Origin of the sequence: Catelliglobosispora koreensis DSM 44566, assembly GCF_000379685.1 — a bacterium.
GTDB classification, from domain to species: domain Bacteria; phylum Actinomycetota; class Actinomycetes; order Mycobacteriales; family Micromonosporaceae; genus Catelliglobosispora; species Catelliglobosispora koreensis.
In genome coordinates this window covers 271,229-288,547 of the sequence record NZ_KB903272.1, presented here as the reverse complement: position 1 = coordinate 288,547, position 17,319 = coordinate 271,229, and the positions used below count along the sequence as shown (strand labels likewise).

The following is a 17,319-nucleotide window of genomic DNA, read 5'->3' as shown; positions in this document are numbered from 1 at the left end:
CCGCTCTGGTTACCCTTGAACCGTGTTTCTGGCCCTACAGGAGTGGACCGCGCGGCGTGCCCAGCACGAGGCGCGGGTCAGCCGTCTCCTCGGTGAGCACCTGACTCGCCGCCAGAGCGGGGTCAAGCACCCGGTGCACGACTTCCTGTTCACCTACTACTCCTACCGCCCCGCTCAGCTTCGGCGCTGGCACCCGGGTTTCGGCGTGACACTCGAGGACGGGCCGTCAGAAGAGGTTGACCTAAGCGCGAAACGACTCAGCTCGGTCGGCTGGATCCGGGATCTCCTGGCGGCAACGCAACAGCGCCAAGCCAACTTCGGGTGCTTTGGCATGCACGAGTGGGCGATGGTCTACCGGCAGGCACAGCACGAGGTGCGCCACAATTCCTGGCCGCTAAGGCTTTCCCCGTCGCGTACAGCCGAAGTGGTTGAAGAACGCGGAGTGCGCTGCTCGCACTTTGACGCGTTCCGCTTCTTCACCGCGCCGGCCCGTCCGCTCAATGTGCTGCAGCCGACGCGGGAAACCCAAGCCCTAAACGAGCAGCCGGGTTGCTTGCACGCCAACATGGATCTGTACAAGTGGTCTTACAAGCTCGCCCCGATCGCTGGCGCGGAACTGATCGCGGACTGCTTCGAGCTGGCCAAGGACATCCGCACCCTGGACATGCGGGCAAGCCCCTACGACCTTGAGCCACTTGGCTTTTCGCCCGTGAAGATCGAGACTGCCGAGGGCCGGGCCGAGTACGCCACTGTCCAACGTGGATTCTCTGAACGCGCCCAGCCCTTGCGGCGGCGTCTTATCGAGCAGTGCGATCTGGTACTGGCCTATGCCTCAGTGGGCGGCAGTCCCTCGGTCGCATAGCGCATGCCTTCTTCGGCCGCGCTGACAATCGTGTTGGCTTCCGCCGCGGACAGCCGTCCTTCGGCGACAGCGTCGGCGAGGCGGGTCTTCAGCTTGTCGATATGACTGACGGCTGGCGGCGCGATGCCGAGCGCGAGCACGCCAGAAGCACTGAGAACGAGAGCGGTCTTCTTGGGCAACCGGTTCATCATGTGATCCACCGTGACCGGTGAACCTCAACGGCCACTGAACTGAAGCTGGCAATTAGCGGTGTGCCCCGACCGTGTCGCGGATCTTTGAGCCTTCGGCTGTGTCGGCGGAGCGGGCACAGTGCGCACAACAGTAGAAATCGCCCTCGACATTGACGCCGTGACCGACGATCTTGCAGCCGCAGTGCGAGCACTCGGGTGCCAGCCGGTGGATAGCGCACTCAAACGAGTCGAAGACGTGCTCCTCGCCGCTGGGAGTCCGCACCGTGAACGACAGGTCGTATTCGTTTCCGCATACCTCACAAGTCGCCATACCTGCCCGCGTACCCCGCGGACCGTAAGGTGAAACCGTGATTGTCCGGGTGGATCAAACCAGCGACGTGCCCGTCTACGAGCAGATCCGGTCGCAGATCGCGGCCAAGGTGGCAACGGAGGAGCTGTCCGCCGGAACTAAGCTCCCCACGATCCGCGCGCTCGCCGCCGAGCTGGGCCTAGCGGTGAACACGGTGGCCCATGCCTACCGGGAGCTGGAAACGGCCGGTCTCGTGCAAACCAGGCCCCGCCACGGCACGACTGTCAGCCCGGGCCGCTCCCGCAAGGAAGGCGCTCCTGGCCGCGAGAAGCTGCGGTCCGCCGCGCGGGCCTACGCCAAGCTCGCCCGGCAGCTCGGCATCGCCAGTGAGCAGGCGGCTGAGGTCATCCGCGAAGAGCTCGCAAAGCCTCACTGACCACAGTGGACACCGGCTGTTCCGCGTCTACGACCACGGTGTGCTCATCTGACGTGGGCTCCTCGAGGGTCGCGAACTGTGAGTCAAGCAGGCTTGGCGGAAAGAAATGACCTTGCCGGTGCTTGAGCCGCTCCAGCACGGCTTCACGGCTGATTTTCAGGTAGACAAATGTGGCCGCGCGGCCCTGAGCGAGATAGTCGCGATAGGACTTATGCAGGGCAGAACAAGCCAGCACAGCGGTGTCGTGCGTGTCTAACCACGCGGCGATGGCTTGCAGCCAGGGCCAGCGGTCCGCTTCGGACAGCGGATGTCCCTGCGCCATCTTTTGCAGGTTCTCCAACGGGTGAAAGTCGTCGCCGTCGGCGAACGGCACGCCAAGGTGCCTGGCCAGCTCGGTGCCGATCGTGGTCTTTCCGCTACCCGCCACGCCGAGAACTATCACCACTGTCATGAGGTTGATTCTGCCCGTTACCCGTGAGGCGGCGTTGGGTAACGTCAGGCTTGATGCGATTCTTAATCCCCTTACGTTTCAGACTAAATAGGACAGCACGGAAGTATTTTGGCTGGGAGAGCGTCCGCAAGACGCAACTTCCAGCGATGAAGGCTGTTTATAAGGGCCAGGACGCCCTCGTGGTGCTCCCGACGGGTGGTGGTAAGTCAGCGATTTACCAACTGCCCGTTTTGCTGAAAAAGGGCCCTGCCATCATCATTTCTCCGCTCTTGGCGCTGCAGCAGGATCAGCTGACGCGACTCAACGAGCGCGGGCTAAACGCTGTGCGGATCAGTTCCGCCGAAACTCCCAAGCAACAGGAGCAAGCACTCAAAGACCTTGCCTCGGGCAAGGCCAAATACTTGTTCATCACCCCGGAGCAGCTGGGCAAACCTGAGCGGGTCGCGGCGCTGAAAAAGCTCAAGCCCGCCCTCGTCGCGGTGGACGAGGCACACTGCCTTTCGCACTGGGGCCACGACTTCCGGCCTGACTACCTTGCCCTCGGCGAGGTCATCAAGGCACTGGGACGGCCGCCCATCGTCGCCCTCACGGCGACGGCGAGCCCGCCGGTGCGCGATGACATCTCCCAACGGCTCGGTTTGCGCAAGCCGATGCTGCAACTGTCCGGACTGGACCGTCCGAATATCTTCATCGAGACCGTGCACAGCCCGTCCACAGAAGCTCGCTATCGCAAGCTTCTCGCCCTGCTGAAAGCCGAGAAGGGACAGGGCATCGTCTACGTCCCGACCCGCCGGGCAGCCGAGGAACTCGCCGAGAGACTGACCGCCAGCGGGGCTGATTGCAGCTTCTATCACGGTGGGATGACGACCTCCACGAGGGAGAAGTGCCAGACCGGTTTCATGTCCGGCGACATCCGGGTCATGGTCGCCACTTCCGCGTTTGGGATGGGGATCGACAAGGCTGACATCCGCTGGGTCGCGCACATGGCCCTGCCTGACTCGCCTGACAGCTACCTTCAGGAAATCGGCCGGGCGGGCCGCGACGGCAAGCCCTCCCGGGCGCTGCTGCTGTGGTCGGCTGAAGACATTGGGCTGCAACGGTTCTTCGCCGGCGGCAAGCCGAACGCGAGCGAGCTGGCTCAGCTCGCTGAGGTCTTGCGGGACATCCCGAAGAGCCAATGGCACACGGGAACGACGTCACGCAAGCTCACTCGCTTGACCTGGCTCCTGGAAGGCATCGACCTCGCGCGGCTGACACCACAGCAAGCGGCGCAGGCGGCGATCACCGAAGCGGCGCAACGGCAAGCCGTTCAGCTAACGCGCATCGAGATGATGCGCGGCTTCGCTGAAGCCCAGAGCTGCCGCACGCGAATGCTGTTGGGTTATTTCGGCGAACAGTTGCCGGGTGGCTGCGGCCATTGCGACAACTGCGTTTCCAGCCCGGCCGCGGAAGTTCCTGACACGCAGCCCTTCCCCGTGCACAGCACCGTCCAGCACGCCGAGTGGGGTGCTGGAACGGTGCTGTCTTACGACTCTGATCGGATGACTGTCCTTTTCGAACGGGTCGGGTACAAAACCCTTTCCGTGTCGGTGGTGCAGGCTAATCAATTGCTAGCCGTGGTCTGATCAGGTGATGCTGCGGCGGCCGGAGAACCCGGCCACCAAGGCGACGCCAAGCGCAGCCAAGGCCACCTGAATGAGGATTTCGATCCAGTCCACGCCTTCGGTGTCGGCTAGCCCGGCACCGCGGGCGATGGCCGTGCCCAGCAGGGCGGCGACGATGCCTACCACGATGGTGAGCCAGACCGGAATGCTCTGCCTTCCCGGCAGCACAAGGCGGCCGAGGGCACCGATGATGAGCCCGACGATGATGGCCGAGATGATGCCCGCCACAGTCATTGTCCACTCCTTGAAATAAACGGGGGATGTTCCTCCAAGGACGACATTGCCCCGCCACGCGCCGAGTCAAACGCGCTGCATTGGGTAAGGAATGAGGCGACCCCCCAATAGCAGTGAAGGAGACAGTCATGGGAATTGGCGCAAGCTTGCTCCTCCTGGCCGTGGGCGCGATTTTGACCTTCGCCCTCAACGTCCAGGTTGGTTTCCTCGACCTCGATGTGGTCGGCTGGATCATGATGGCCGCCGGTGCGATCGGCCTGTTCATGACCACAGTGATCTGGGGTCCACGCCGCAGGGCGGCATCAGTCACGACGACGCCCACCACTACAACCGAATATGAGCGCGTCGACGGACCCGACCCGCGGCTCTAGAACACATAGGAAGCGCCGCGGCAGTCACCCGCGGCGCTTTCTCAAGAGATACAGGCGCAGACGATCAGTGCGGCCCCAAAATGGGATGCCGCAACGACTTTGGCTGCCGGGTGCGGAGTCTTTTCCGCGATGAGGTCGCCGAGCTTGCCTGGCGTCAGCCAGTCGAGCACGTAGAAGGCCAGTGCCATCAGGCCGATCCCGATCAGTCCGAAGAGGATGGTCGAGACGAGCCCTTTGCTGAACTCCCCGTAGCTCGTGAAGATCGCCGTGAAGACGATCAGCGCGATGCCGAGCTGATTGGCGGCGAGCAGCAGTGCCGCGTTGTGACTGCGGTCAGTCCAGATCAGCTCGCGCAGCTTCCCCGGGGTGAGCAGGTCAACGACGACGAAGCCGACGGCCATGAGCATGATGCCAACGAGGCCGAAGACAAGACTCTGCCACGCGCCGCTGAAAATGTCCTGGTCAAACATGCCCGGCAGGTTAACTGATCGCGTCAACTACAGAGCACCCAGGTATTTGATGCGCTCGTAAGGGGTCACTTCGCGCCGGTATTCTTCCCATTCCGCGCGCTTGTTGCGCAGGAAGAAGTCGAACACGTGCTCCCCAAGCACGTCAGCGACGAGCTCTGACCCGGACATCACGTCGATCGCCTCGGACAGGTTCTCCGGAAGCGCCGAGTAGCCCATCGCACGCCGCTCAGCGCTGGACAGCGACCACACGTCGTCTTCGGCTCCCGGTGGCAGCTCGTAGCCCTCCTCGATGCCCTTGAGACCGGCGCCAAGCAGCACCGCGAAGGCGAGGTAGGGGTTGCAGGCCGAATCCAGGGAGCGGACTTCTACCCGGGCCGAATTGGGCTTTCCATACGCTGGTACCCGAACGAGTGCCGACCTGTTCAGGTGCCCCCAGCAAACATAAGCCGGAGCCTCCGTGATGCGGTCGGGGATCGCTTGCGGGAAAAGCCGTTTGTAGGAGTTCACCCACTGGTTCGTGACCGCTGTGAACTCGCGGGCATGCGTAAGCACGCCGGCGATGAACGCCTTGGCCGTCTTGGACAGCTTGTGCGGGTCGGCTGGATCGTGGAAGGCGTTGCGCTCGCCTTCGAACAGCGACAGGTGCGTGTGCATGCCGCTGCCGGGCTGATCGGTGAACGGCTTGGGCATGAACGTCGCGCGCACCCCGTGGGTCAGCGCGACCTCCCGCATGACATGGCGGAACGTCATGATGTTGTCGGCCGTGGTCAGCGCATCGGCGTACCGCAAATCGATCTCTTGCTGGCCTGGCGCGACCTCGTGATGGCTGAATTCCACGGAGATGCCGATGCGTTCCAGGGCGAGCACGGCCTGGCGGCGGAAGTCGCGGGCGACGGCATGTGTCGTGTGGTCGAAGTAGCCACCGGCGTCGACCGGCACCGGAACTGAGCCGTCGACCGGCCCGTTCTCCAGCAGGAAGAACTCGATTTCGGGGTGCGTGTAGAAGGTGAAGCCCTTATCGGCCGCTTTGGACAGTGCGCGGCGCAGCACGTGCCGCGGATCGGCCCAAGACGGGGTGCCATCGGGCATCAGGATGTCGCAGAACATCCGGGCGCTCTCGCCAGACGATCCGCCCTCAAAGGGGAAGACTTGGAATGTCGTGGGATCCGGCATAGCGATCATGTCGGATTCATAGATGCGAGCGAAGCCCTCGATGGCCGAGCCGTCGAAGCCGATGCCCTCGTCAAACGCGGCTTCGAGTTCCGCCGGAGCGACACTGACCGACTTGAGCGTTCCCAGCACATCAGTGAACCAGAGACGGACAAAACGGATGTCACGCTCTTCAAGCGTGCGAAGCACAAACTCTTGCTGACGGTCCACGAGGACATCCTTCCAAGTTCCTGTTACGCGAACGTTACGCCACCTCAGAAGAAGACGTTCGTTGGACGGGACGTGATAAGGCGAAAGACCCTGGTCGGCGGAGCGGTTCTGGGGGTCACCCTGTTCGGGGCCTTGACGATAGCGGGGATCATGGGCGCGGTCAGCAGCCCAAGGCAGCCCACACCCGTCAAGCCAGCCAAAGACAACGGCACGATGGCGGCCACTCAAGCCGAGTTGGAGCAGGCCCTGATCCGGCCGGCTGACTTGCCCAAGCCGTTCGCGTCGGCCTCCAAAGCCACGATTCGCCGCCTTCCCCCAGCGGAAAGTTGCGCCGCGTTGCTTGATCCCACATCGCTGGTGCGGCAAGCCGCGCAGAAGATGCCACAAGTGGAAGCGACCGATCAGGCGTCGACTCACCTCGATGGACCAGCCCAGCTGACCCAGCTGCTCACCACTTTCGCCGGCAACGGAGCCGAAGCCGCCTTGCGCGAGCTGCGCGAAGTCGGCAAGACCTGCAAGCAGTTTGGTGCGGTGCTCGACGACGGGACTCCCGTTCAAGTGTCAGCGGCTCCTGTGCGCGATGACGTGAACGGATACACGATCAAACTGACACTGACCGGCGGCGGGCGCATCACCTCGGGCTACGTCACGCTGGGCCGGGTCGGGCAGGTGCTATCGGTGCTCCGCGAAATCGGCTCGGTAGACGCCGTGGCCGCCATCGATCCGGTCAAGCTGGTGGACCTGACCCTGAGCAGGCTCACCCAGCCCCGGTAAATTGGGGGATATGGCGAAGCTGCGGCTGGCATTAGCTCAGGTAAACCCCACGGTAGGCGACCTCACGGGCAACACCCTGCTCGTTCGCGAATGGACAGCACGGGCAGCGGCCAAGGGCGCCGAGCTCATTGCCTTTCCAGAGATGATGCTCACTGGGTACCCAGTGGAGGATCTGGTTTTTCGCGAGTCCTTTGTGGCGGCTTCGCAGCGTGCGGTGCGGCGGCTGGCCGCCGAACTCGCGACCGACGGTTTCGGCGAGCTCGTGGTGCTGGTGGGTTACCTCGACGCCGACGGCCCGGCGAAGCTCGGCTCTGACACCACAGCGACCCATGGGCCACGCAACACGATGGCCGTGCTGCACCGCGGTCAGGTGATCGCGACGTATTTCAAACACCATCTGCCTAACTACGGCGTCTTCGACGAGGACCGTTATTTCGTGCCCGGCGACGCGCTGACGGTGCTGCGGCTGTCCACTCCGGACGGTCCGGCCGACGTCGCTTTGACGATCTGCGAGGACATCTGGCAAGCGGGTGGCCCGTTCGCGGTCGCGGCCGCCGCCAACGTCGGGCTCGTCGTCAACATCAATGGCTCGCCTTACGAGCTGAACAAAGACGACGTCCGGCTCCCGCTCGTGCAGCGGCGTGCCGCCGAGGCGAAGGCGACAGTCGCTTACGTCAATATGGTCGGCGGTCAGGATGAGCTGGTCTTCGACGGCGATTCGCTCATTGTCTCGGCTTTTGGCGACCTGCTCGCGCGCGGGCCGCAGTTCAGCGAGGCGTTGCTCGTGCACGACTTGGAACTGCCGACCGCGGCTTCAACGGCCTATCCCGACGACCTGCCGATGACGATCCGCCGCGTGGACGTCCCCACCGCCTGGACGGTCCCTCCCACCGGGATCGCCAACGCTGGAGTCGCCGAGCGCCTGGCCGACGAGGCCGAGGTTTGGTCAGCACTGGTACTAGGACTGCGCGACTACATCCACAAAAACGGCGCCAAGTCGGCGGTCATCGCGGTGTCCGGCGGCATCGACTCAGCCGTGGTCACGGCTATCGCGGCCGATGCCCTGGGCGGAACCAACGTCGTCGGGATTTCAATGCCAAGCGGGCACTCCTCGCAGCACTCGCGCGACGACGCCGAAGCGCTGGCGCACAACCTTGGCATTGACTACCGCACGGAACCGATTCAGCACATGGTTGACGCGTTCCTGTCGAACCTGAACTTGAGTGGCCTCGCTGTGGAAAACCTTCAGGCCCGGGTTCGTGGCGTCATCCTGATGGCAGTGTCCAATCAGGAGGGACACCTCGTGCTCACGACGGGCAACAAGAGTGAGCTGGCCGTGGGCTATTCGACGCTTTACGGCGACTCGGTCGGCGCCTTCAATCCGCTCAAGGACGTGCCGAAGACGATGGTGTGGCGGCTCGCGCGCTACCGCAACACGGTCAGCCCAGTCATCCCGGAGAACTCCATCACCAAACCGCCCAGCGCGGAGCTTCGCCCGGGTCAGCTCGACACCGACTCCCTGCCCGACTACGACGTGCTCGACGCGATCCTGGTGGGCTACATCGATGGCGACATGGGCCGCGATGACCTGGTGGGGGCGGGACACGACGCGGCGCTCGTGGACAAGGTGCTGCGGATGGTCGACACGGCTGAGTACAAGCGCCGCCAGTCCGCGCCTGGTACCAAAATCTCGTTCAAGTCCTTCGGCCGCGACCGCCGCATGCCGATCACCAACCGGTGGCGTGAAATTTCGCACTGAAAGCTGACGGCGGGCGCCCTCGGGGTGCAAGCATCTCTTTAGAGCCCGGGGACCGTAAAGCGCGGCCTCGAGGTGAGAGGAGACGACGATGTCAGATGCAGTGGGCTCCCTCTATGGCGCCCCGGTAGGCCAGCGCATTCGCACACGGCACTTGCAGCAGCTCAAGGACCGTGGCGAGAAGTGGGCGATGCTCACTTCCTACGACCAGTACACGGCTCGCCTGTTCGACGAAGCGGGCATTCCGGTGCTGCTCGTCGGCGACTCGGCCGCCAACAACGTCTTCGGTTACGAGACCACGCTTCCGGTCACGACCGACGAACTCATCCCCATGGCGCGCGCTGTCGTGCGCGCTACTTCCCGTGCGCTAGTGGTCGGTGACCTGGCCTTCGGCTCCTATGAGGAGGGTCCGGCACAGGCGATCCGCACGTCGGTGCGCTTCATGAAGGAAGCCCAAGTCCACGCCGTCAAGCTCGAAGGCGCCCGGCCGCTGCTCATCGAAGCCATCGTGTCCACGGGCATCCCCGTCATGGCGCACATCGGCTTCACCCCCCAATCAGAACACCAAATCGGTGGGTACCGGGTGCAGGGCCGCGGCGAAGACGCCAAGCACTTGATCGAGGCAGCGCACAGCTGCCAAGAAGCCGGAGCCTTCGCGATCGTGCTGGAGATGGTCCCCGCCGCCGTCGCCGCCCAGATCACTTCAGAGTTAGGCATCCCCACCATCGGCATCGGCGCCGGACCGGACTGTGACGCTCAAGTCCTCGTCTGGCAGGACATGGCCGGACTGCGCGTTGGCGGCGGCCCGGTTCCCCGGTTCGTCAAGAAATACGCCGACCTGGCAACGACTTTGTCCGACGCGGCCAAAACCTACGCCGCCGAAGTCCGCGATGGCGTCTTCCCCACCCAGGACCACTCGTTCTAACTTCGCCGCCGTTTATGCATCAGAATCCCGGCCGGCTTCGTCTCACGCGGGGCCGCGACCAGGCAGGACTGTAGTGCGCGAACCGCCTTTGCTCTGCACCTATACAGGCACAAATATGCAGACACCTCTGCCTCTATGGGTGCAGAGCAAAGGCGTGAAAAACACATGCTCACGCCCCCGGAAACGCGCAAAATTCAGCCGCAGGTTTATGCACCCGCTCGCTAGACGTCCGTGACGCGGATGCCGGCGTGTGCCTTGTAGCGCTTGTTGATGGCGATCAAGTTGGCGGTCAGTGCCTCCACCTGTCCCGCATTACGCAGCCGCCCCGCGTGCACGCCGCGCATCCCCTTGATGCGGCCCGCTAGCGCCTGCACCTGGGCGACCGCTTCCCGGTCGTCGCCGAGGACGAGCACGTCGAGTTCCATCGCCTCGACCGTCAGATCAGCGAGCAGCTCGGCTGACACGTGGTGGAACGCGGCGGTGACCGTCGACTCGGTGAGGATCGCGGCAGCCTGCTCGGCGGCACTGCCTTCCTCAACCTTCAGCGCGAACGGGCCCTGCTTGCCGAAGCCCAGCGGGTTCACACAGTCGATGACGATTTTGCCCGCGAGGTCGGCCTTGAGCGATTCCAAAGTGGACGCGTGCCCGTCGAATGGCACCGCGATAATGATCAGGTCGGAATCCCTTGCCACACTTGCGTTTTCGGCGCCACGCACGTCGCCGCCCGCGATAGCGGCGATCTCCTGAGCGGAAGCTTCGGCCCGCTCGGCATTACGGGAGCCGATCAGCACCCGCTGACCCGCTTGTGCCAGCCGGATCGCGAGGCCCCTGCCCTGGTCACCGGTGCCGCCAAGGATGCCGACGACGTGGCCGCTGACGTCCGGCAAAGTGCTCTGGTCGAAACGCATTGGGCGATACTGTCAGATGGCCCTGGCGAAAAGTAGGGCCGACACCACAAACCCGAATCCCACCACGATCCACTTAACGGCTTTCGCGTTGAGACGCCTGCCGTAATGCCCGCCGATGAACCCGCCCACGAGCGTTCCCGGGACGAGGGCGGCCACGGCCCACCACGCCACATCACCGAAGAGCGCGAAGGACACCGCGGCTGTCGTGCCGATGGCGAGCTGGATGACGTTCTTCGTGCCCACGAGCCGCCTGATGTTGTCCTTCAGCACGAGCCCCAACACGGCCATGATGATGACGCCGATGGCGGCGATGAAGTACCCGCCGTAGAGCCCGATGCCGAAGATGGCGGCGGCCTTCACCCACGTGGGCTGGTTGTGCGGATCCTTGAGCCGGGCTGCCAGCTGATCCTGAAACGCCATCGCCAGCGCGGCGATCAGCACGAGGATCGGCGCGATCCAGTCGAACAGCTTCTCCGGCGTGCTGAGCAGAAGCACCGCTCCGAGAACCGTCCCGGCGACGGCGGCGGGCACGAGCTGCCGCAGCACGGTCTGCCCCTTGATGTCCCGCCGTGTGCCGAGAACTCCCCCGATGTACCCGAAGGGCACTGAGACTGAGTTGGTCACGCTGGCCTGAACGGGAGGCAGCCCTGCCCACAGCAGAGCGGGAAAGGTCATGAGCGACCCTCCCCCGGCGACGGCGTTCACCGTCCCTGTGATGACACCCGCACCCGCGAGGAGGAGCGCCTGTCCCAGTTCCATATCCCTGGGTTTGTAGCATGGACAGTCGACGGGCGAGACGACCGGGCGGCCGCGTCGGAGGCAGAGCTTCCGCCGAGGAACGTCCGGACTCCAAAGGGCAGGGTGGTTGCTAACGGCAACCCAGGGTGACCTGCGGGATAGTGCCACAGAAAACAGACCGCCCAGCCTCGGCTGGGTAAGGGTGAAACGGTGAGGTAAGAGCTCACCAGCGCGGCGGGTGACCGTCGCGGCTAGGTAAACCCCACCCGGAGCAAGGCCAAGAAGGGTTCCGCCCACGGGCAGAACCTGCGCGAGCGTTCGAGGGCTGCCCGCCCGAGCTCGCGGGTAGGCCGCTTAAGCCTGCAGGCGACTGCAGATGCGAGATGGATGGCCGCCGGCGCCGCAAGGCGTCACAGAATCCGGCGTACAGGTCGTCTCACCCGTCACCGCTCCACCTTGGACGAACGAAAGCTCGGCCGATTGGCGAAGTGGGCACCCGGCCCGGTGAGGCTAACTAAACTGGGGGTGCGGGTGCGTTACGGCCGAGTCGCGGGCAAGGGCGATTAGCACCGGGTTTGACAGCAGAGAGCGACTGGACCCGATCGCCGCCGGGGCGCCCGGGGAAAGATTAGGGTGGCTCAGCGATCTGTGCGGAGCCACCCGAAAAGCTAAGCGCCCTCGACGATCGCGGCTTGTTTTAAGGCGTCGACGTCGATCTTCTGCATGCCGAGCATGGCGGTCATGACGCGCTCAGCCTTGACGGGATCGGGGTCGGCGAGCAGCTCGGGCAGGTCACGGGGGATGATCTGCCAGGAGACACCGTATTTGTCGGTCAGCCAGCCGCACTGGCCGGGAGAGCCGCCGTCAGCGGTCAGTTTGTCCCACAACGTATCCACTTCGGATTGGTCGCGGCAGTCGACGTAGAGCGAAACCGCAGGCGTGAAACCGAAATCCGCTTTGCCTCCGTTGAGGGCGTAAAACTCGATGCCCTCAAGTTCAAACGAGGTAACGGGTCCTTGTGTGCCAAGCACTTTGCCGTTGGGGAACACTGAGGCATAGAAACGGGCCGCTTCTTCGGCTTGAGTGTCAAACCACAGCCACGTACTAATCTTTTGCATACCTCTCTTCCTACGCGAATTTCTAGGGGCTCATAGTGAAAACAACCCCCTTCGTGCTCGACTGGCCAGGCGCGGGACGGCTAGCGATGATGCCCAGGCCGGCTGGCTTCGACTGGCTGGCCGACAGCATGGCTTCCCTGCGCGGTAAAGGCGTCGACACGTTGGTGTGCGCGCTCACCCGGCCCGAGCAGGAGCGGCTGGGACTGTTGCGTGAGCAGGAGGAGGCGGAACGGGCCGGAATTAGTTTCCTGTCGTTTCCGGTCGCGGACTTCGGAGTACCAGATGGGGAAGAACTTTTGGAGCTGAGCCGGCGGCTGGCGCAAGAAGTCAGCGAAGGGCGATTCGTCGTTGCGCATTGTTTTGGTGGCATTGGCAGATCTGGCACGATCGCGGGCGCCACGCTGATTCAGCTCGGGGCGACGGCCGATCAGGCGATGGAAATCATGACCACCGCACGCGGTTTTAGCGCTCCCGAGACGGATGCTCAGCGCGATCTGCTCCGCAAGCTCGGGGGCCGGGCATAGCCTGAATCCGGGAGGTGAGCCCCATGGAGCTGATTCAGGTGGGCGACCCGGGTTATGACGATAACCGCACGATCTTCAATGCGATGATCGACCGGAAACCGTCCGTTATCGCGCTTTGCCGGACCAAAGACGAGGTGGCTGAAGCGATTCGCTACGCGCGTGAGCACGGGCTGGAGATCGCCGTTCGCGGTGGCGGGCACAGTGTGGCCGGGATGGCGCTCACGGAAGGTGGACTGGTCATTGATTTGCGCCACCTGAACCACGTCGAGGTCGATCCCAAGGCACGCACGGCCAAGGTTCAAGGTGGTGCCACGATGAGCAACCTTGACCGGGCAACGGAACCGTTCGGACTCGCGACGACCGGTGGCCGCGTGTCGACGACGGGCGTGGGCGGATTCTCCCTCGGTGGCGGAACCGGCTGGCTGGACCGAAAGTTTGGGCTCGCTTGTGACAACCTGCTCGAAGCCGAACTCGTGACCGCCGATGGACGGTTCGTCAAGGCGAGTCCGAAGGAGAATCCTGAACTGTTTTGGGCTTTGCACGGTGGTGGCGGAAACTTCGGCGTAGCAACGGAATTGACGTTCCGCCTTCATCCACTTTCGACAGTCGCGATGGCGATGCTGTTGTTTCAGCCTGAGCGCGGCCCGGAAATGGTCGCTAAGTTCCGCGATTTCATCGAGGCTGGCTCCGACGATGTCAACGGTGCCGTGATTTACATGACCGGCCCGCCCGAGGAGTTCGTCCCAGCGCATATGCAAGGCAAGAAGACGCTTGCTGTGTTGGTGATGAGCGCCGGTGACCCGGCCGAGATCGAACCCATGACACAGCTTGGGCACGAGGGCGGCATGCAAATGGAGCTGCCTTACGCTGACTTGCAATGCATGGTCGACGACCCACCGGGACACCGCAATTACTGGTCGGCCGAGCATCTCGCCTCACTGCCCGACGAAGCGGTGCGTGCCTTCTGCGACACGACGAACACGATGATCGTCCCGTCGGCGTCACAGGGCGTGCTGTTCCCAGCGGGAGGCGCCGCGGGCCGTGAGACAGCCGATTACCCCGTGCCCTGGCGGGCAGCACCCTGGGTGGTGCATCCGTTCGGGCTGTGGGATAAGGCCAGCGATGACGAGCGCGGCAAAGCCTGGGTGCGCGAGTCATGTGCCGCCGTCAAGCCGTGGTCGATGGGCAGTGTGTATTTGAACTTCATTGGAAACGAAGGGCAAGCACGCGTGGAGTCAGGCTTCGGCGCGGCGAACTACGAGCGGCTGAAGGCGGTCAAACGGGAATTCGACCCGCGGAACGTCTTTCACCTCAACCACAACATCAGCCCGGAATAGACGACAAGCGGCCAGCGGGTGTAGCGAAAACCCGCTGGCCACTTACTCAGCGCTTGCCCCAGCTGGCCCAAGACGGGGCCAGTGGCTTGAACCGGAGCACCATCCCTGCTTCGGCCGGGGTGTTGTCCCCCTTGCGCTGGTTGCAGCTGTAACAAGCAGCTGCCGTGTTAAGCCATGTGTTAGCGCCGCCGCGTGAGCGGGGCAGGATGTGGTCGATCGTGCTGGCAACACCACCGCAGTAGACGCACCGGCGCCCGTCGCGCTCCAGCACCCCCGAACGTGACCACGCGGGGCCTTTGGTGTGCCGCCAGCGAGTGACCACATAGGACACCAGGCGCACCACCCGGGGCATCGGGTAGACACCGACTCGCTGCTCAGGCTCAGCCTCGTGAACCACCGCTACCTGCCGCCAGAGCATCCTGATGGCATGGCGGAGGCTGACCCGGTGCAGCGGGCCAAGGTCGGCGTTAATTACCAGTACTCCGGTCATCGGGTCACCTCATCTCCAGCAAAACTGTTGTCGCACAACGCCTAGCGCCCGCAAAGCGTACGAGGAGCGTGGATCTGGCGACAACCGGTTTTCGAGATAGGGTCGGCAGGTGGATATCACCATCAGTAACGTGCCTTCGCTCAACCGCTACGAGGTGCGTTCCTCGGGTCATCTCATCGGCGTGCTCGAATATCACCGGCAGCCTGACGCCGTGGTGATCGACCACGTGGAGGTCGACCCGGGTGCCCGCGGGCGGGGCATCGCCGGTCACCTGACCGAGACCGCCGTGACGGCGTTTGAGGCCGAAGGCATCCGCATCGTCCCGGTCTGCCCCTACGCTCAGCACTGGATTGCCACGCGCGAAAAGGGGTAATACCGAGGTCATGTATGCCCGGATCGCCGCCGTCCTGTTTGGACTAGCGCTTTTGTTTCAGATCATTAGTTTCAGCGCCGGAAACGTCATCACGGTAACGACGATGATGCTAGCCGGGTTGATCTTCGTAGCCCTGCACCTCGGTGGGATCGGCACGAACTGGACTCGCCGCCGCTACCGCAGGTAGTCAACGACCGTGGAGCCGTCGCCGGGGCTAGCGTGCTCGGTCCACAGCTCCCCAGTCCAGAACCGGTACGTATAGCGCCCGGTCGGGTCGGCATACCACCCGGCCGGGGCAACCGGAGCAGGCAGCTTCGCCGACGCCAGAAAGGCATCCACGTCGGCTAGATCTAGCAGCTTCACTCCCAGTTCGCGCGCCTTACGAGCTTTCAAACCATCATCTGGGTACTCGGTAACGCACGCCGTAAGCCCCCGGCTGATGTTGGCGACCACTTGGTAGCCCGCCCCCTCAAACCGCCGCTTCACCGCGTCGGGCACGGCTGGCCCGCACCAGACCCGAGGACCCGTCTTGTAACGGACCGTCTCATGTGGAGTGATGTCGGCGAAGTAGCCCGGGTGCTCCAAAAGCATGGCCACGTTTGACATTTGCGCGAGCTCGTCGAGGGTCACGACGTCGTCGGCGAGCGCGACATCCCTTAGCCCGTCAAGGAACCGGCGATGCAGTTCGGCCACCTGCCGCGCGCCCATTCCCGCTCGCCCCGCGAGCCGTCCCAAGTGCCGGGTCTTCTGTTTCGTCAACGTCGCCCCGTCGGCAAGGGCTTCGGTCAGCGCGTCCAGGTAAGGCGCCGCACCCACGGGGTCGTGATCGGCCATCGAGAACGGGAGTTTGCTGAGCAGCGAGCGCATCCAGCCGTCGGTTCCCTTGCGCAGATTGGTCACGCGGGTGCGGGGCGTCGCTCGTTTCGCCACGCGCGGCAGTCCTGTGAGCGGCACGGGGTATCTCAAGTCCGGCGCTAGGTGCAGCAGTTTAGTCAGCAGCAAGGCGGTCGCACGAACATCGCCGAGCGCGGTGTGCGCGTCGGTGATGGTGATGCCACAGATCTCGCAACAGGTCGCCAGCTTGTAGTTCGGGCTCGCGAGCACGGCTTTGGCCAGCTGCCGGGTGCAGATCGCGGGCAGCGGCGCGGGGGTGACCCCTATCCGGTTGAGCTCGGCGACTAGAAAACTTTCCTCAAACGGGGCGTGGTGCGCCACCACGACGGCACCGTCGAGACGGGACAGAATCTCTCCGGCCATGTCGCGAAACGTTGGTGCGCCGTCGAGCATCCGCTCACTGATGTGATGCAGGAACACGGGACCGGGATCGCGGTCAGCGGACAGCAGGGTCGCCCATTCGTCAACGAGCTGTCCATTCTCGACGCGGCCCATCGCTATCTCGATGATGCGATCCTCGGCAGGCTCGAGGCCCGTCGTTTCCAGGTCGATAACCACAAAGGGCACACCGTCTAGGGCGTGCCCTTCTGGGAAGGCGAGCTGCCCGTATCCAAATAGCTCGCTCACGTTCATGGCAATGATGGTAACCCGGCGGTCACTGTCCGTTCTGGAGGTCGCGCAACACCTTGAGCGCGCTCTTCACGTGACCGAAGACGTTGACCTGAGAATTGAACACGTGCCGCACGATGCCCTCGACATCGATCACGTAAGTGACCCGGCCGGGAAGCAGTTTGCCCATGGTGCTCGGCACGCCGTATTCGGTGCGGACCGCCCCGCCCCGGTCACTGACCAGCGTGAACGGCAGGCGGTACTTGCCGGCGAACTTCTCGTGCGACTCGACGGAATCGGAACTGATGCCGATCACTTCGGCACCGGCCTCGCTGAAGTCCTCATAGCTGTCCCGAAACGAGCAGACCTCGGCCGTGCAGCCCGCTGAATCGTCGCGAGGGTAGAAGAACAGAACGACCGGCTTCTGCCCACGGAACTTGGCTAGCCGGACCGTCTCGCCCTTCTGGTTCGGCAACTCGAAGTCAGGGGCCTCGTCGCCGACGTCAATTTTTGATGCCATGGCGG

At 63.8% G+C, this 17,319-nt stretch carries 23 protein-coding genes and 1 other RNA gene; 12 read left to right on the top strand and 12 right to left on the bottom strand.

Annotated elements, in window-relative coordinates; all coding sequences use genetic code 11:
* The first annotated feature begins 22 nt into the window (after positions 1 to 22).
* On the top strand, positions 23 to 862 hold the full coding sequence (locus A3E1_RS0124010; RefSeq protein WP_020523335.1) for a hypothetical protein: 840 nt from the start codon (positions 23 to 25) through the stop codon (positions 860 to 862).
* Here A3E1_RS0124010 and A3E1_RS0124005 read toward each other — a convergent pair.
* Complete coding sequence (locus A3E1_RS0124005) at positions 826 to 1,053, bottom strand: hypothetical protein (RefSeq protein WP_020523334.1); 228 nt, start codon at positions 1,051 to 1,053, stop codon at positions 826 to 828. The genes A3E1_RS0124010 and A3E1_RS0124005 overlap by 37 nt on opposite strands.
* A 52-nt stretch (positions 1,054 to 1,105) precedes the next feature.
* Entirely contained in the window at positions 1,106 to 1,363 is a 258-nt protein-coding gene (locus A3E1_RS0124000; RefSeq protein ID WP_020523333.1) for a hypothetical protein, read from the bottom strand.
* 37 nt (positions 1,364 to 1,400) lie between these two features.
* Between A3E1_RS0124000 and A3E1_RS0123995 the strand changes: the two genes are divergently transcribed.
* Positions 1,401 to 1,778 (top strand): GntR family transcriptional regulator, encoded by a 378-nt coding sequence (locus A3E1_RS0123995; RefSeq protein ID WP_020523332.1) that lies wholly within the window; start codon positions 1,401 to 1,403, stop codon positions 1,776 to 1,778.
* Here A3E1_RS0123995 and A3E1_RS0123990 read toward each other — a convergent pair.
* Positions 1,747 to 2,229 carry a gluconokinase gene (locus tag A3E1_RS0123990; RefSeq protein WP_020523331.1) on the bottom strand — a complete coding sequence of 161 codons (483 nt, stop codon included), beginning with the start codon at positions 2,227 to 2,229 and terminating at the stop codon, positions 1,747 to 1,749. The two genes, A3E1_RS0123995 and A3E1_RS0123990, sit on opposite strands and share 32 nt — an antisense overlap.
* Positions 2,230 to 2,282: 53 nt before the next feature.
* Between A3E1_RS0123990 and A3E1_RS0123985 the strand changes: the two genes are divergently transcribed.
* A complete protein-coding gene (locus A3E1_RS0123985; RefSeq protein ID WP_026208778.1) occupies positions 2,283 to 3,854 on the top strand; it encodes a RecQ family ATP-dependent DNA helicase in 1,572 nt (523 codons plus the stop codon).
* On the opposite strand, the gene A3E1_RS0123980 is transcribed toward A3E1_RS0123985, so the two are convergent.
* Positions 3,855 to 4,127 (bottom strand): GlsB/YeaQ/YmgE family stress response membrane protein, encoded by a 273-nt coding sequence (locus A3E1_RS0123980; RefSeq protein WP_020523329.1) that lies wholly within the window; start codon positions 4,125 to 4,127, stop codon positions 3,855 to 3,857.
* A 128-nt stretch (positions 4,128 to 4,255) separates the two neighbouring features.
* Here A3E1_RS0123980 and A3E1_RS0123975 point away from each other — a divergent pair, with 128 nt between their 5' ends.
* On the top strand, positions 4,256 to 4,498 hold the full coding sequence (locus tag A3E1_RS0123975) for a DUF6458 family protein (protein ID WP_020523328.1): 243 nt from the start codon (positions 4,256 to 4,258) through the stop codon (positions 4,496 to 4,498).
* 41 nt (positions 4,499 to 4,539) lie between these two features.
* Here A3E1_RS0123975 and A3E1_RS0123970 read toward each other — a convergent pair whose 3' ends face one another.
* Positions 4,540 to 4,968: a DUF350 domain-containing protein gene (locus tag A3E1_RS0123970; protein WP_020523327.1), complete on the bottom strand. Its 429-nt coding sequence runs from the start codon at positions 4,966 to 4,968 to the stop codon at positions 4,540 to 4,542.
* A gap of 27 nt (positions 4,969 to 4,995) precedes the next feature.
* Positions 4,996 to 6,348: a type I glutamate--ammonia ligase gene (gene glnA / locus A3E1_RS0123965; RefSeq protein WP_020523326.1), complete on the bottom strand. Its 1,353-nt coding sequence runs from the start codon at positions 6,346 to 6,348 to the stop codon at positions 4,996 to 4,998.
* Positions 6,349 to 6,420: 72 nt separating this feature from the next.
* Here glnA and A3E1_RS0123960 point away from each other — a divergent pair, with 72 nt between their 5' ends.
* The 3 genes from A3E1_RS0123960 (at position 6,421) to panB (ending at position 9,803) form a co-directional block, all read left to right on the top strand.
* Complete coding sequence (locus tag A3E1_RS0123960) at positions 6,421 to 7,122, top strand: hypothetical protein (protein ID WP_157631710.1); 702 nt, start codon at positions 6,421 to 6,423, stop codon at positions 7,120 to 7,122.
* 10 nt (positions 7,123 to 7,132) lie between these two features.
* On the top strand, positions 7,133 to 8,881 hold the full coding sequence (locus A3E1_RS0123955) for an NAD+ synthase (protein WP_020523324.1): 1,749 nt from the start codon (positions 7,133 to 7,135) through the stop codon (positions 8,879 to 8,881).
* A gap of 88 nt (positions 8,882 to 8,969) precedes the next feature.
* Positions 8,970 to 9,803 (top strand): 3-methyl-2-oxobutanoate hydroxymethyltransferase, encoded by an 834-nt coding sequence (gene panB / locus A3E1_RS0123950; protein WP_020523323.1) that lies wholly within the window; start codon positions 8,970 to 8,972, stop codon positions 9,801 to 9,803.
* 221 nt (positions 9,804 to 10,024) lie between these two features.
* Here the strand turns inward: panB and npdG are convergent, their stop codons facing one another.
* Together npdG and A3E1_RS0123940 are read right to left on the bottom strand one after the other, a co-directional pair.
* On the bottom strand, positions 10,025 to 10,711 hold the full coding sequence (npdG, locus tag A3E1_RS0123945) for an NADPH-dependent F420 reductase (RefSeq protein WP_020523322.1): 687 nt from the start codon (positions 10,709 to 10,711) through the stop codon (positions 10,025 to 10,027).
* A 12-nt stretch (positions 10,712 to 10,723) separates the two neighbouring features.
* Positions 10,724 to 11,470 carry a sulfite exporter TauE/SafE family protein gene (locus tag A3E1_RS0123940; RefSeq protein WP_020523321.1) on the bottom strand — a complete coding sequence of 249 codons (747 nt, stop codon included), beginning with the start codon at positions 11,468 to 11,470 and terminating at the stop codon, positions 10,724 to 10,726.
* A gap of 33 nt (positions 11,471 to 11,503) precedes the next feature.
* On the opposite strand from A3E1_RS0123940, the gene rnpB reads away from it, so the two are divergent.
* Positions 11,504 to 11,892, top strand: an RNA gene (rnpB, locus tag A3E1_RS45070) — RNase P RNA component class A.
* Positions 11,893 to 12,117: 225 nt separating this feature from the next.
* Here the strand turns inward: rnpB and A3E1_RS0123935 are convergent.
* Complete coding sequence (locus A3E1_RS0123935; RefSeq protein WP_020523320.1) at positions 12,118 to 12,567, bottom strand: VOC family protein; 450 nt, start codon at positions 12,565 to 12,567, stop codon at positions 12,118 to 12,120.
* A 35-nt stretch (positions 12,568 to 12,602) separates the two neighbouring features.
* On the opposite strand from A3E1_RS0123935, the gene A3E1_RS0123930 reads away from it, so the two are divergent.
* Positions 12,603 to 13,091 (top strand): protein-tyrosine phosphatase family protein, encoded by a 489-nt coding sequence (locus A3E1_RS0123930; protein WP_026208776.1) that lies wholly within the window; start codon positions 12,603 to 12,605, stop codon positions 13,089 to 13,091.
* A gap of 23 nt (positions 13,092 to 13,114) precedes the next feature.
* A complete protein-coding gene (locus A3E1_RS0123925) occupies positions 13,115 to 14,428 on the top strand; it encodes an FAD-binding oxidoreductase (RefSeq protein WP_020523318.1) in 1,314 nt (437 codons plus the stop codon).
* Positions 14,429 to 14,474: 46 nt separating this feature from the next.
* On the opposite strand, the gene A3E1_RS0123920 is transcribed toward A3E1_RS0123925, so the two are convergent.
* The gene (locus tag A3E1_RS0123920; RefSeq protein WP_020523317.1) at positions 14,475 to 14,918 is read right to left on the bottom strand and encodes an HNH endonuclease; all 444 of its coding nucleotides are present in this window, start codon (positions 14,916 to 14,918) and stop codon (positions 14,475 to 14,477) included.
* Between the two features lie 109 nt (positions 14,919 to 15,027).
* Between A3E1_RS0123920 and A3E1_RS41795 the strand changes: the two genes are divergently transcribed.
* Both A3E1_RS41795 and A3E1_RS47765 read left to right on the top strand, forming a co-directional pair.
* Positions 15,028 to 15,291, top strand: a complete 264-nt coding sequence (locus A3E1_RS41795) for a GNAT family N-acetyltransferase (protein ID WP_020523316.1) — start codon at positions 15,028 to 15,030, stop codon at positions 15,289 to 15,291.
* A gap of 10 nt (positions 15,292 to 15,301) precedes the next feature.
* Positions 15,302 to 15,478: a hypothetical protein gene (locus tag A3E1_RS47765; RefSeq protein ID WP_020523315.1), complete on the top strand. Its 177-nt coding sequence runs from the start codon at positions 15,302 to 15,304 to the stop codon at positions 15,476 to 15,478.
* Here the strand turns inward: A3E1_RS47765 and A3E1_RS41790 are convergent.
* Entirely contained in the window at positions 15,466 to 16,818 is a 1,353-nt protein-coding gene (locus tag A3E1_RS41790) for an exonuclease domain-containing protein (protein ID WP_020523314.1), read from the bottom strand. The genes A3E1_RS47765 and A3E1_RS41790 overlap by 13 nt on opposite strands.
* A 22-nt stretch (positions 16,819 to 16,840) precedes the next feature.
* The gene (locus A3E1_RS0123900; protein ID WP_020523313.1) at positions 16,841 to 17,314 is read right to left on the bottom strand and encodes a peroxiredoxin; all 474 of its coding nucleotides are present in this window, start codon (positions 17,312 to 17,314) and stop codon (positions 16,841 to 16,843) included.
* Positions 17,315 to 17,319 lie beyond the last annotated feature (5 nt).

Coding starts and splice junctions, on each gene's coding strand:
- A3E1_RS41790 (WP_020523314.1), bottom strand. CDS start 16,818: ATGAACGTGAGCGAGCTATTTGGATACGGGCAGCTCGCCTTCCCAGAA.
- A3E1_RS0123985 (WP_026208778.1), top strand. CDS start 2,283: ATGCGATTCTTAATCCCCTTACGTTTCAGACTAAATAGGACAGCACGG.
- panB (WP_020523323.1), top strand. CDS start 8,970: ATGTCAGATGCAGTGGGCTCCCTCTATGGCGCCCCGGTAGGCCAGCGC.
- A3E1_RS0124005 (WP_020523334.1), bottom strand. CDS start 1,053: ATGATGAACCGGTTGCCCAAGAAGACCGCTCTCGTTCTCAGTGCTTCT.
- A3E1_RS0124000 (WP_020523333.1), bottom strand. CDS start 1,363: ATGGCGACTTGTGAGGTATGCGGAAACGAATACGACCTGTCGTTCACG.
- A3E1_RS47765 (WP_020523315.1), top strand. CDS start 15,302: ATGTATGCCCGGATCGCCGCCGTCCTGTTTGGACTAGCGCTTTTGTTT.
- A3E1_RS0123900 (WP_020523313.1), bottom strand. CDS start 17,314: ATGGCATCAAAAATTGACGTCGGCGACGAGGCCCCTGACTTCGAGTTG.
- A3E1_RS0123990 (WP_020523331.1), bottom strand. CDS start 2,229: ATGACAGTGGTGATAGTTCTCGGCGTGGCGGGTAGCGGAAAGACCACG.
- A3E1_RS0123980 (WP_020523329.1), bottom strand. CDS start 4,127: ATGACTGTGGCGGGCATCATCTCGGCCATCATCGTCGGGCTCATCATC.
- A3E1_RS0123935 (WP_020523320.1), bottom strand. CDS start 12,567: ATGCAAAAGATTAGTACGTGGCTGTGGTTTGACACTCAAGCCGAAGAA.
- npdG (WP_020523322.1), bottom strand. CDS start 10,711: ATGCGTTTCGACCAGAGCACTTTGCCGGACGTCAGCGGCCACGTCGTC.
- A3E1_RS0123940 (WP_020523321.1), bottom strand. CDS start 11,470: ATGGAACTGGGACAGGCGCTCCTCCTCGCGGGTGCGGGTGTCATCACA.
- A3E1_RS0123975 (WP_020523328.1), top strand. CDS start 4,256: ATGGGAATTGGCGCAAGCTTGCTCCTCCTGGCCGTGGGCGCGATTTTG.
- A3E1_RS0123920 (WP_020523317.1), bottom strand. CDS start 14,918: ATGACCGGAGTACTGGTAATTAACGCCGACCTTGGCCCGCTGCACCGG.
- A3E1_RS0123970 (WP_020523327.1), bottom strand. CDS start 4,968: ATGTTTGACCAGGACATTTTCAGCGGCGCGTGGCAGAGTCTTGTCTTC.
- A3E1_RS0123925 (WP_020523318.1), top strand. CDS start 13,115: ATGGAGCTGATTCAGGTGGGCGACCCGGGTTATGACGATAACCGCACG.
- A3E1_RS0123955 (WP_020523324.1), top strand. CDS start 7,133: ATGGCGAAGCTGCGGCTGGCATTAGCTCAGGTAAACCCCACGGTAGGC.